The following is a 13,055-nucleotide window of genomic DNA, read 5'->3' as shown; positions in this document are numbered from 1 at the left end:
ACAGCCAAACAAAATGAACCCAATAGTCAGTATCGACGATTTAAAAAAGCTGGCACAACAACGCGTGCCGAAAATGTTTTTTGATTATGTCGATTCTGGCTCATGGACTGAATCGACCTATCGCGCAAATGAAAGCGATTTCCAGAAAATCAAATTGCGTCAGCGCATCGCGGTCAATATCGCAGATCGATCGCTAGAAACTAAAATGATCGGCTATAAAGTTGCCATGCCGGTAGCGCTCGCCCCAGCAGGTTTATGCGGTATGCAGCACGCCGATGGTGAAATCCTGGCAGCCCGAGCTTGCGAGAAATTTGGCGTTCCTTTTACCCTTTCGACCATGAGCATTTGCTCGATCGAGGAAGTCGCTAGCGCAACCACGGAGCCCTTCTGGTTCCAGCTCTATCTCATGCGCGATCGTGGATTTATCGAACGCCTGATCGAACGTGCCAAGGCGGCTCACTGCACTGCTTTGGTACTGACCCTCGATCTGCAGATTCTCGGACAACGTCACAAGGATATCCGCAACAATCTCTCCGCTCCACCGAAATTGACACCCCAGCATATTTGGCAACTAATGACACGGCCACGTTGGTGTCTGAAGATGCTCGGTACTCGTCATCACGGTTTCGGTAATATCGTTGGTCATGCCCGTGGGGTCAGCGATTTGTCTTCTTTATCGGCCTGGACTGCCGAGCAATTCGATCCCCATCTCTCATGGCACGATGTGGAATGGATCAAGGAAAAGTGGGGCGGCAAACTGATCTTGAAAGGAATCCTGGATGTAGAAGATGCCAAAATGGCTGCGCAGTCTGGTGCCGATGCGCTGATCGTATCGAACCATGGCGGCCGCCAACTGGATGGCGCACGCTCCTCCATTGCTGCCTTAGCGGGTATTGTCGATACTGTCGGCGATCAAATCGAAGTTCACATGGATGGCGGTATTCGCTCCGGCCAGGATGTACTGAAAGCGCTGTCAATCGGCGCCAAAGCAGTCTATATTGGGCGCCCCTATCTCTATGGTTTGGGTGCGATGGGAGAAGCAGGGGTTACCAAGGCGCTTGAAATCATCCACAATGAATTGGATATCACCATGGCGTTTTGTGGAGAACGACAGATAACGCAGCTAGGCCGACATAATATCGATGGTTCGGTTTATCTTTGAAATTCATAGAGGTGATGATGAGCTCAAAAAAAAATTCAACCCAATCCCTTCTCCTTTTGGATGATAGTCACTTAATCAGCATCTATAACCCTAGCGTGAATCGGGCTATTAAGGTTAGTATATAAGGTTAATTGCACCAAAATTATAAATTCTTCCACCTAGAAAAAATAAAAATATGAAAGTATGGCCAGGACAACCTTATCCACTAGGGGCTGTTTATGACGGTTCCGGTACCAATTTCTCGATATTTTCCGAAATCGCGGAGCGTGTCGAGCTTTGCCTGTTCGATGAAGAAGGGATTGAAACCCGTATCGACTTACCTGAAGTAACAGGCTATTGCTGGCATGGATACTTACCCTCCATCGAACCCGGACAACGCTATGGTTTTCGCGTTCATGGACCTTGGGAACCCACCAACGGGCAGCGTTGCAACCCCGCCAAACTGCTGCTCGACCCCTATGCGAAAGCAATTGAAGGCCAGGTCAAGTGGCATGAAGCGGTTTTTCCCTATTGCTTCGATAAAGGCCCCGACATACGCAGCGATCGGGACAGCGCGCCCTTTGTCCCTCATAGTGTCGTGCACCAACCCCACTTCGAATGGAATGGCGATCGAAGACTACAAATCCCCTGGCATGAAACCATCATCTATGAAACCCATGTCAAAGGGCTCACGGCCCGGCACCCAGAAATTCCTCCAGAGTTACGGGGCACTTATGCAGCATTGGCACATCCTGTGATTATCGATTATTTCAAGCAGCTTGGCGTGACGGCAATCGAACTCATGCCGATCCATCATTTCATTCACGACAAGCATTTAGTCGACCAGGGATTGCGTAACTACTGGGGGTACAATTCGATCGGTTATTTCGCACCTCATAGCGAATACGCTTACCAGAAGCGTCCAGGTGCCGCAGTCGCTGAGTTCAAGCAAATGATCAAAACTTTGCATCACGCTGGCATCGAGGTTATTCTGGATGTCGTCTACAACCATACGGCAGAAGGGAATCACTTCGGCCCGATGCTCAGTTTCAAAGGGATCGATAACGCCTATTACTATCGCCTGTGTGATGATCGGCGCTATTACAAAGATTACACAGGCACAGGCAATAGCCTGAATATGCGCAACCCTTTCGTACTCCAACTGATCATGGACTCCTTGCGCTACTGGGTGTTGGAAATGCATGTTGATGGATTCCGTTTCGATCTGGCCGCGACCTTGGCGCGTGAATTACACGATGTGGACCGGCTTTCGGCGTTCTTCAATATCATCCAGCAAGATCCAGTGATCAGCCAAGTCAAGCTGATCGCCGAGCCTTGGGACGTCGGCGAAGGCGGCTATCAGGTAGGAAATTTCCCCCCCGTGTGGACCGAGTGGAATGGAAAATATCGAGACTGCATCCGTGATTTCTGGCGGGGTGAGGACCAAACACTCGGCGAATTCGCTTCCCGTTTTACCGGCAGCTCCGATCTGTACGAAAACACCTCCCGCCTTCCCTATGCAAGTATCAATTTCATCACTGCGCATGACGGGTTTACTTTAGAAGACCTGGTCTCTTACAACGAAAAACATAATGATGCCAATGGTGAAGGTAATCGGGACGGCGAAAGCCATAATCGTTCATGGAATTGTGGCGAAGAAGGTGCTACTGAAGATAAGGCAATACGCCAGCTACGAAACCGCCAAAAACGAAATTTCCTGACTACATTATTGCTGTCCCAGGGCGTGCCCATGCTGCTGGGTGGCGATGAAATCAGCCGGACACAACAAGGAAATAACAATGGTTACTGTCAGGACAATGAAATTTCCTGGTATGACTGGGAAAATGCGGATACAGATTTTCTCGCCTTTTGTCAGCGGCTCATTCACTACTGCAAAGAACATCCTGTTTTCCGTCGTCGGCACTGGTTCCAAGGTCAGCCGATTCATGGCAGCGATGTCAAGGATATCGCTTGGTTTACGCTCGAAGGCGAGCAGATGTCTGAAGAAGATTGGGGACTCGGCTACGCCAAATCACTGGGTGTATTCTTGAATGGTGCGACTATCCCTAACCCCTACCCACGTGGAGAGCCGGTAAAAGATGATAATTTCTATGTAATTTTCAACGCGCATCACGAAGCACTGACTTTCGTTCTGCCTGGCTCGCAGTGGGGGACACGCTGGATAAAAGAGCTCGATACCCATATCGGCTGGCACGAGAATGAAAAACCACTTAAAGCAGCAAGCCGAATCAAGGTAGAAAGCCGTTCAGTCGTGATATTGCGTCATGCTTCTCAATGAAATACGCATCGAGCTTGCAGATGCAATCAATTCCGTCTGCTACTGTATCGCGCATACCACTAATTTGATCCATCAGCATATCCCCCGGAGGCTGTCCGAGACTAATCTACAGCGAACGAGCCTGGATGGCTGGATTTTCCGATCCTTTTCGTTAAATAGAACGACTATTCACCTCAAATGATCGAAAAATCCAACTCAACTAGACTCACCCTCGCTATTCTCGAGCAGCCTCCTCGTGGTGATGATCGTCATCGGCATCATCACCATGTAATTTCACTAATGCTGTGTATTGTTCAGCGGTCATGCCATGTAATCTTTGCACTAAATGTGCCATTGCCCAAATCGACTCGTCATCATGGGTCAACCCCCAGGCAGGCATGGCTGTCATTTTGATTCCATTTTTGATTACCCAAAAGTATTTCTTGATGAGATATTTTTTGTCTTCCTCATCCGTCACGGGTACTCTTTCGTAGAATAGAGGCGCTTGTGGGTAAAGCCCCGTGGCCAATTCCGTAGTCGAATAACCTGGCGCCAGATGACAACCGATACACATCGCGTTGTAATGCGATACCCCTTTATCCAGAATAATGGATTCCTCCAAGACAGGGGGTACCAAATCTTCCGCACGGGCTCTGATCGAGCTTTCACGAACCCAAGTGATCACCTTCTCGGTAATGGCCCAGTGTTTCTCGGTAGCGGCCATATTGTAAACTCCGGTGTCGATCACCACGTATACCAGCGCCAATACTGCTGCTAACAAACCCGCAATCAGCATTTTCATCTTCATTCCTCCTAGTGGATATGCAGAACGATCCATGACAGCTTACGGATATAAATTATCACATAAGGATACGTTTGTAGTATTAAGTTTAATTTTTGGTTATGACATCTCAGTTTATGACTATCCTGCTTGTCTACCCTGCCGGTCAAGCTGCATGCTCATGATCACCCTCAACCGCTTCTTCTGTTGCAGCAGCCTCCACTTTCTTGGTTTTACCCGCACGGGAAGGCACATGACACAATCCGCAAACATGGTGAGAATGGACTTCCAGGCTATGAACGATGAAATTGCCATTACATTCGACGCAAGGCGTTACGCACAACACTTTGCTTTCCAGGAAACGCATCAGGGTCCAAGCCCGTGTCAAGCTCAGAACACGCGGAAGCTGATTGATTTCAATATGCTCCAGGTAGAGCTTGTAGCTTTTTATGATGGCATCGATGCCTTGTACATGCGCATACTTAACCATATAGTTGTAAATATTGATGAATAGCGAAGAATGCACGTTAGGCTGCCAGCTGGTAAACCAGTCCTCGGAATACGGCAGCATGCCTTTGGGGGGTGAAACCCCTTTAATTTCTTTGTATAGCCTTACCAGCCGCTCACGGCTCAATTTCGTATTGGCTTCCAAAACCTGCAATCTAGCACCTAGCTTGACCAATTCGGTTGCAAGCTGAATTTGACGTGCTTCTGACAAGAGGCTCTTCTCTTTCATGTTCTTCTCCTTTTACGCCATCTCAAATCAAGCAACCGCTTCTGCGGGCAATCCAGCCATCAATATCGTGGCGTGAGATTGCGCCAACGCGCGATCACGGTGATGACTCGACAGAATCTCGGCAATCAGCTGATCGTCAAATCGGAAACGGCATAACAGCATATTGGAGGCCGCCATTTTCAACAACTGGCTGGAGGTCAAGTTTTCTACAATATTGGCCAAATCTTCGCCAATACCCAGGCGGTACATTGCGGTTGCTTTATCTTCCCGTAGCAACTGTTGCGCTAGCAACATGTAGCCAAGGTTGATTTCTCTGATTTCATCTAGAATCTGGTTTGTTTCCATTTCAGCGCTCCTTGTCAAACGATTAAAGGTTGGGATCGAGTCTGTATGGGTACATTCTCGATCTTGGCGCTTGACAAGTAAATGGCGCATCCGCCAAATGCAATGTCAGGATTTTGACAGCAAATTTGTAGGCGTTTTCTTACAAAGGAAAAGTGCTTCGTTAAGCGCTTGGTTTAGATCTGAGGCACTGAACAGTATATTATCATCGAGTAATTCCACTTCACGCAGCCACCATCGGAATAGGGAAAAACTACTTCGCTTCAGTAATGAGCGTACGGCCGTCACGTCTTTCGAGTTCTATGAACAACGTCTCACCCGCCTTCTTTTCCAGAATGAACGTGCGTAGCGTATCTACAAAGCGCCGATGGTAACTTGTGCTGTGGCTAGATACGACCTGCCTATCCTGCTTATCCCTACACCAGATGATAATCGCACCCACCTGATCCAATTGCACGGTATAGTTACCCTCACACTCGCCCGATCTTGACGGTGTGCGGTGTGCAAGAGAGAGCCGTGCCCCATCTACCTGAGCAATTCGTTGAGCCCCCGCCTCGATATCGTAGGCGATACGCGTTGCGGCGTCGGTGAAACACCCCGCCAGCAGTAAGAGCGGCATCAAAATAAATTTGCGCATGATTACCCTCAATTGAGTTGGATAGCTGGAGGGAGGGCTTTTACAGGCACTAAGAGGTTGTCTGAGACGAGGCGCCACGTTGAGAGCTTTGCGTCCTCACTGCACGTCATGACGTAAGCGGAGTTTAGCCATCACATTGGCAAGCCCAATCGTTGGCAACGCAAGAACACCAAACAAAATCAGACCTAGCGGCAACAAACCGTAGCTTGAACTCGATACCATCAAAACACCCGCTTGTGCGAACATCACTGCCACCCCCCAACGCCAAGATCTCTCAGGGAAGCGATAACCAAGCCACCCTGACCATATAATTGCCAGTGGATAGGCAACCGTCCAATAGGAAGACGCATCCCAAGCTTCGGTTCTTCCGCTCATCATAGCCGTAGCCAGCCATAAGCAGGCTCCGCCTGACATCGCTAGGGCATAAGCACATCGCGTTGTTGACCTATCCATGATCCACTTCCCATAATATAAAAGCGTAACAACGGCAACCGTGAGCACTTCTTGATTTTTTCGCCTAAAGGGAGGCCGTTTATTGTCGAGCCAGACAGTGCATCTCCTGTTTCTTTACCTGGATATTTACAATCAATACAATTCTAAAAACCGTAAGAAAGCGTGTTGTTGGTCTCAGTGATCAATTTGTTGGCAAACAGCATATCGATGATGTGATCGATCTCTTTCTGCGCAATATTTTTCTGAAAAATCGATGCGATATACTGCGATAGCGTCTTGAGCTTTCTTGGGCGGTTTTTCTTGTCGGATTTGCCTAATACATCGATCACCCGCTTGTAATTGGGGTCGTCTATCGATACAGATTTCGGATCAAGCTCGAGCAGGCTGTTGATCCTTTTGACTTTCAACCCGATTTTGTTCAAATAACGCAATAATGGGTCAAATCCCTTGTCTTTCGACAGAACGATGCAATGAATTTGTGGTGAGCGCTCTGCAACGCGGCCGAGGTGATAAGCAATATGAAAATCAAGCGCGTTGTTACCGTTGCCCTCTATTTTCTGCCATTCGATACGCGAACCCAGCTTCTGCGCAGAGGCAACCAACTCCAGCGGAACCGCCTTTTGATTGGCGCCCACGAAAATAATCACGTCCGTGTTGTCGCTCAAGTGCGTAAAATCAATTTGTTGAACGTTTTCAAAATCAACGAGCAGAAGTTTATGCATCAAAAGCGTCTCTCCAAAAATAGGAAACAACAAACTACGCTATAACCTTGTTTATCATACAATATGTGAGCAATTTCCCTATCCGTCACATAGCACCATGATCATTATCCGATAATTACTCGGTTGTTAAAGTTAAGAAATAGGCGAATTTACCATGTCATGATTTTATGAGATAAAATCAACCACGGAAAATGACTGCTGCATTATTATCCTCTTTGCGCGCAATTCAGCTTCGTATCAATTCACTCTGGCAAAAGGCTCTCTTCGTTTTTCACGCAACAGGAAAAATTCAGTTCAAATCCGGGGCGAATCATTGAACTGCTGAAGCATTAGCACTAAAACGGTCATTTTTCTGACAATCAAGTCAATACGCATATCCTCCGAACTTTTTAACGTTATTCCAACAATACCCCCCTACTTTGTACGAAATCTTGTTCCCCATGAATGGCAAATAAGCTTTTTATTTGGGCTATTTTCATTTGCTTCAATTTGAGATTGACTCCAACTGTTTCATGATGTGATCCGTCAGCAATATGGACAGAAACGAGTGTGAAATCAAACCGACCGGCGCGGAAAGATGCACAATAGGGTGATCGTTAAAACTGAAATACATTCGGATTTGCGATCGTTCCATTGAAAGCGATCTCACAGACTAACCTGGATATCCTCAGCATATTTGGAAAAGTAAATATCTGAGCTAAATCCTAACTTAACAGATACCCAGACATTTTTGTAACCGCACGGTCCCGCCTAGCTAGACCCCAGTAATTAAATGAACTCTTTATTGACAACATACCTCAGTTTTGTTTGGATTCTTGATCTTGCTGCGGCACACCCCCTACGGACATGTAATTAAATTAATAACCTGGGACCGTCGGATTAACAGGCGCAGATCCCCTGAAGAGAGAATGAACTTAAATAGATAATTTCACTAGTCCCATGACATTGAGGCGGCGCCTCTTCGGTAACCACATAGACTCACTGCTCATCATCCCTTTCAGCAAGTGAATTGGAATTACCATCCCTGATTAGCGCTACCTAACGAAATTTTGCGTCCTGGAAAAAGGGTATGTTTGCTTAAAAACGATAATTATGCATTATGGCTCTTAATGCGAGAAAACCTTTGTCACTCTCAGCATCCTGCCTACTACAACACTTGCACGCTCGCTTTGGCCAAGTTGGCTCAATCAGATGACGAAAGATTAAAGTTTCTCTAAATCATCAGTGCTATTAGGCATAGATACGTTACCCTTCTGTTCAAAGGGGACACTGCCTAATCCCTGCAAGAAAAGTCGTCCAGATAATCGATAATCAACTTTGTCGCGGCGAGATTTCTGCGATTCAACAAGTTGCTTCCATACCATTCCAAGAGTACTTGCCGCTTTTACTTCCATCACAATTTCACCCAAACGTGGCACAGTTACGACCTTATCGGACAACCCCCTAGCAAAAGTCGCTCCATCAAGTTCAATTTCGAAGGTCATGCCATTGATAGGCAGTGCTACGTCATTGGGATTCTGTATGCGAAGCTTGAGGTTGAATCGTTGCTCCAGGAGACCGAGTTCCACAAGTTCGATGCCAGCCAAAGAGATATCTGGATTCTGCTTTATTCCAGCCAGACGGACACAGCCTGTTACTAAAACAATCATTCCTAGAAACAGAATCAAAACAATGCGTTTTATGCCACCATCTGGTATCCGCCAGTCATTATCGGGAGCGGCATCAAGGGGTATTTGCGTCCTGAAAAAAGGTTGCGTTTGCATAAGGTGATAATCTTTCGTGTGTTCGGAGCTTTATGAGCGTTAATTAGGCAATACCCCAGAACTGTACGCTGTTTCATTCGATGATGCTATGTTGATACCATCAAATGCGCAATCGACCATCCAATTGTTTCAGCAAATCGAAGCACATCATTCAACAGCAGCATGTATTCACATTATTTGTGACAATACTCCTTATTATCGATCCCAACTGATCAGCGATCATCTCAACGACTCAAAAATAAAACGGGGTTTTTTGCCGCCGTATGCATCCAACCTGAACCTAATTGAGCGTTATTGGAAGTTTTTCAAAAAGAAGATTCTGTAGGGTCGCTATCATAAAACTTTTTCACTTTTCAAAAGCGCTTGCGAAGCTTTTATCACAGCATCAGATCATTACAAAGCAGAATTACGCACACAATTGGCTGATAATTTCCAAATCATCGGTAGTGCCTGAGTGCCGAAATTTCATGTGCGATGAGTATACATCCAAAATATCAGACTGCTTTAGCGCTAAAGAAGGTACCGATATCTTTTGCTGTGTGCGTAGCTATCTGCAAATTGTTCCGAATAACGGTTAAACACGACTTCACTTCCTGGTTTCTTTATATGGTTCAACTGCTCTGGATGATTGCAGCAAGCACAATTATTCAATTCCTTGTGATTTAAGATAATCTTCATAATTACCTTTGAAGTCATTAATACCATCCGGTCTCATTTCGAGAATTCGTGTGGCCAGTGAAGAAACGAATTCCCGGTCATGAGAAATAAAAATCAACGTGCCAGTAAATTTTTCAAGCGCACTGTTCAGTGATTCGATCGATTCCATATCCAGATGATTGGTAGGTTCATCCATCAGCATAATATTCGGTTTCTGGAGAATCAACTTGCCAAAGAGCATGCGGCCTTGTTCTCCGCCAGAAATCACGCAGGTAGATTTTTTAATATCATCGCCCGAGAACAATAATCGACCCAATGTACCTCGTATCGTTTGATCATCATCATTTCCTTGTCGCCACTGATCCATCCATTCGGTCAATGACATGGTATATTCAAAATCAGCCGCATGATCTTGTGGATAATAACTGGTACGCGCCTTCTCGGCCCATTTTATTTCGCCAGCATCCGGTATTAAATCACCTGCGAGGCAACGTAGGAGCGTAGTTTTACCGATTCCATTAGGGCCAATGATGGCGACTTTCTCGCCGGCTTCTATGTCAAAGCTCAAATGATCAAATAATGGCTTATCCAAGCCGGGGAAACCTTTGCTGATTTCTTTGATGGAAACAGCCAGACGATGAAGCTTATCCCTCTCATCCACTTCAAACTGTATAAAAGGATATTGGCGGCTGGATGGCTTTACATCTTCAAGTTTTATTTTCTCAATCTGCCGAGCACGGCTGGTTGCCTGTCTGGCTTTCGATGCGTTCGCAGAGAAACGACTGACAAAAGATTGCAAATCGGCAATCTGTGTTTTCTTCTTGGCATTACTTGCTAACATTCGCTCGCGAACCTGGGTCGAGGCGATCATATATTCATCATAATTACCAGGATAGATCCGTAGCTCACCGTAATCCAGATCAGCCATATGCGTGCAAACGCTGTTCAGAAAATGCCGGTCATGGGAGATAATGATAATTGTATTTTTGCTTGTATTGATGACATCTTCCAGCCAGCGGATCGTATTAATATCGAGATTGTTGGTCGGTTCATCCAGTAATAAGATATCTGGATTGGAAAATAATGCCTGCGCCAATAATATGCGTAACTTGAATCCTGGCGCAATCGCACTCATCAATCCATGATGCTGGGAAGATGGAATGCCCACTCCAAGAAGCAACTCCCCGGCGCGCGCTTCAGCAGAATACCCATCGAGCTCGGCAAATTGTGACTCAAGTTCTGCAGCATGCAGATAATCGTCTTCAGTGGCATCCGGGTTGGCATAAATTGCGTCACGCTCTTGTTTGACGTGCCATAACTCTGCATGTCCCATCATTACAGTATCAATGACGATACAATCTTCAAAAGCGAATTGATCCTGACGCAGCTTTCCCACCCGTTCACCACTGTCGACAGCGACATTACCAGCAGTCGGTTCAAGATCCTTGCCAAGAATCTTCATGAATGTTGACTTGCCGCAACCATTAGCGCCAATCAAACCATAGCGATTACCACCGCCAAATTTTACGGAAACATTTTCAAAGAGTGGCTTGGCGCCAAATTGCATGGTGACATTGGCTGTTGTAATCAATAGGTATACCTTAAGGTTAATATTGCAAGAAAAGGGCTGACATTCTAAATGTTTTTAAGTGTTACGTGGAGCGTTAGTCTCTTCCAATATGGAATGAGTCTGAGCAATTAGATTCTGAACTGGCCATTTTATGCAAGACACGATGGTCGAGATGGATAAAGCAAAGCTACAAACGGTTGCACCGGATTTTGGGAAAGGACGCGCGATGTTACCAAATTCCGAAATAACAGCATCACCTATCAAAATTAGGTACTCAGCAACGTATTGAGAAGCCAGCTATTAGACCAATCATCTGGATTTAGCAAAGGTGTATCTAACGCAATTGGTGCATGGAACTTTTTGTAGGTAAAAAATATAAGTCCGGCGCTCATCCCTGCACCCCAATCGAAATATTCTGGCGGAATCTCAATATAACAAAGCGTTACCCGCAGATAAACTTCTCATTCCTGTCTATTACCAGTGACTGTAGGATTAATAGGTATTATAACCTACCCTGTTTTTATTAATTTAATACTCGCCAATGCTTGAAACATGCCAATAATCATCAGATTTATCACGTTTTCTTTATGACTAACTCAAACTCGGTAACATTTTCGTTTCTAACCGCAGTGCCTGATTTGTTTTATAAATATGGATAAAGCCATATAAAGATTATGGCAAAAACTGTTAGCAAACAGATCAAGAGCTCATTGCATATAAATCTATAGGGTTTGATGGTATAGGCATCTGCCAAGTCTATATTGATTTTTTTTGCTACTTCCATTTCCAGAACTCTTATACGACAATAAATTGGCCTATTTACAAACCAACGAAGGCATTCAAGTCCTAGCAAAATACACGTTAAACCAATTTGTATAAAAAGCTCTTCTTTTATAAGCATGTGTATTTGCTCAGAAGAAAATAACCAACCGAGCGCAACCAAATGTATGCTGGTAGATATCCAAACGTTTTCAATATACTGTTTTGTTAGAAATTTTAGCGCGCCTAACTTTCCTACTTCTAAGTCCATAATGGCTACCCTTACCTTTTCGTTTAGCAACATTCGTTATTTTATTATGGGTTCTAGTTAAGAAATTAAACAAATTTCTTTTAGATATTTGAAGTAGATTCACACTCCTGTACTTGACGCACACTAGCGGCTTGCGGATTAACAATTGCAGATCCCTTTACGAAATAATGGGCTTAAATTGACATCCTCACCAACCGAGACCAGCTATCATATGTCTAGTAAAGGAAAGACGACAAACAGAGTAGAAAGACTGTTTCGGACGGTGAACATGAGAGTCAATATCATCGAGTGAGGCACAGAAGGAGCGCTTAATGTCACCAAGGCTCGACTCGCTTATTACTACAATGGGTTTGATGCTTGACGGTGACGCAACGACAGCAAAATGGAGGGCCATTACTTCAGGTCTCTTATTGACAACGCTACCAAATATTGAGCTCGCCAGTTTTTAACTAAACTGCGTTCAACATTCATAATTTTTATATGCCCACTCAATTACCAAAGTTCTGGCTAGCTGTGCTATATGCAGGGATTGTAGCAGGAATAATTTCGACCATCGTACAGCTTTTGCTCTGGTGGACATTCTGGGACGCTTTACCTTCAATTTTGTATCGGGATGCACGTTTTGCGGCAGCAATTATATTTGGACAGGAGGTTTTACCACCCCCAGCAACACTGAATTGGCAAATTATGTTGATTGCAACATGGATACACTTTGGCCTTTCAATCATCTACGTTATAGTACTTTCCTGGTTGATTCATCGCCTAGACTTAAAAAACTCGCTGATCATGGGTAAGCGTTCAGCACGACCATCTAACCATAGATAATCTAGTCCATTATTATCCCCATACCTATTTCAAGAGGATAATTGATGGTGTTAGCGCTGTACAAACAAAACCATATAGAAGCCTGGCAGGCAAGCGGCTTATCGCAAAGGGATTATTGCC

At 45.2% G+C, this 13,055-nt stretch carries 13 protein-coding genes; 4 read left to right on the top strand and 9 right to left on the bottom strand.

Annotation, left to right across the window (positions count from 1 at the left end):
- Nucleotides 1–13: 13 nt before the first annotated feature.
- Nucleotides 14–1,162, top strand: coding sequence for an alpha-hydroxy acid oxidase (locus tag C8R30_RS00065; RefSeq protein ID WP_107789247.1), 1,149 nt, complete (start codon nucleotides 14–16; stop codon nucleotides 1,160–1,162).
- 175 nt (nucleotides 1,163–1,337) lie between these two features.
- The gene (gene glgX, locus C8R30_RS00060) at nucleotides 1,338–3,440 is read left to right on the top strand and encodes a glycogen debranching protein GlgX (RefSeq protein WP_107789246.1); all 2,103 of its coding nucleotides are present in this window, start codon (nucleotides 1,338–1,340) and stop codon (nucleotides 3,438–3,440) included.
- Nucleotides 3,441–3,654: 214 nt separating this feature from the next.
- Here glgX and C8R30_RS00055 read toward each other — a convergent pair whose 3' ends face one another.
- The 7 genes from C8R30_RS00055 to C8R30_RS00025 form a co-directional block, all read right to left on the bottom strand.
- On the bottom strand, nucleotides 3,655–4,221 hold the full coding sequence (locus C8R30_RS00055) for a c-type cytochrome (RefSeq protein ID WP_107789245.1): 567 nt from the start codon (nucleotides 4,219–4,221) through the stop codon (nucleotides 3,655–3,657).
- A gap of 145 nt (nucleotides 4,222–4,366) precedes the next feature.
- Entirely contained in the window at nucleotides 4,367–4,936 is a 570-nt protein-coding gene (gene flhC / locus C8R30_RS00050) for a flagellar transcriptional regulator FlhC (protein ID WP_107784423.1), read from the bottom strand.
- Between the two features lie 27 nt (nucleotides 4,937–4,963).
- On the bottom strand, nucleotides 4,964–5,281 hold the full coding sequence (flhD, locus tag C8R30_RS00045; protein WP_107789244.1) for a flagellar transcriptional regulator FlhD: 318 nt from the start codon (nucleotides 5,279–5,281) through the stop codon (nucleotides 4,964–4,966).
- Between the two features lie 250 nt (nucleotides 5,282–5,531).
- On the bottom strand, nucleotides 5,532–5,915 hold the full coding sequence (locus tag C8R30_RS00040) for a hypothetical protein (protein WP_090672621.1): 384 nt from the start codon (nucleotides 5,913–5,915) through the stop codon (nucleotides 5,532–5,534).
- A gap of 96 nt (nucleotides 5,916–6,011) precedes the next feature.
- A complete protein-coding gene (locus C8R30_RS00035) occupies nucleotides 6,012–6,368 on the bottom strand; it encodes a hypothetical protein (protein WP_090672624.1) in 357 nt (118 codons plus the stop codon).
- Between the two features lie 143 nt (nucleotides 6,369–6,511).
- Nucleotides 6,512–7,090: a PIN domain-containing protein gene (locus tag C8R30_RS00030; protein WP_090672627.1), complete on the bottom strand. Its 579-nt coding sequence runs from the start codon at nucleotides 7,088–7,090 to the stop codon at nucleotides 6,512–6,514.
- A 1,202-nt stretch (nucleotides 7,091–8,292) separates the two neighbouring features.
- Entirely contained in the window at nucleotides 8,293–8,853 is a 561-nt protein-coding gene (locus tag C8R30_RS00025; RefSeq protein ID WP_090672629.1) for an LEA/WHy family protein, read from the bottom strand.
- 88 nt (nucleotides 8,854–8,941) lie between these two features.
- Here C8R30_RS00025 and C8R30_RS16600 point away from each other — a divergent pair, with 88 nt between their 5' ends.
- Nucleotides 8,942–9,178, top strand: coding sequence for a transposase (locus tag C8R30_RS16600; RefSeq protein ID WP_107784420.1), 237 nt, complete (start codon nucleotides 8,942–8,944; stop codon nucleotides 9,176–9,178).
- Nucleotides 9,179–9,496: 318 nt separating this feature from the next.
- Here the strand turns inward: C8R30_RS16600 and C8R30_RS00015 are convergent, their stop codons facing one another.
- Together C8R30_RS00015 and C8R30_RS00010 are read right to left on the bottom strand one after the other, a co-directional pair.
- Nucleotides 9,497–11,101, bottom strand: coding sequence for an ABC-F family ATPase (locus tag C8R30_RS00015; RefSeq protein ID WP_090672635.1), 1,605 nt, complete (start codon nucleotides 11,099–11,101; stop codon nucleotides 9,497–9,499).
- Nucleotides 11,102–11,723: 622 nt separating this feature from the next.
- Nucleotides 11,724–12,110 carry a hypothetical protein gene (locus tag C8R30_RS00010; protein WP_146162660.1) on the bottom strand — a complete coding sequence of 129 codons (387 nt, stop codon included), beginning with the start codon at nucleotides 12,108–12,110 and terminating at the stop codon, nucleotides 11,724–11,726.
- Between the two features lie 869 nt (nucleotides 12,111–12,979).
- On the opposite strand from C8R30_RS00010, the gene tnpA reads away from it, so the two are divergent.
- On the top strand, nucleotides 12,980–13,055 hold a 76-nt coding region (tnpA, locus tag C8R30_RS16595), incomplete at its 3' end, for an IS66 family insertion sequence element accessory protein TnpA (protein WP_420812376.1).

Origin of the sequence: Nitrosomonas nitrosa (genome assembly GCF_003051105.1) — a bacterium.
Taxonomy (GTDB): Bacteria; Pseudomonadota; Gammaproteobacteria; order Burkholderiales; family Nitrosomonadaceae; genus Nitrosomonas; species Nitrosomonas nitrosa.
This window is presented reverse-complemented; position numbering and strand designations above follow the sequence as displayed.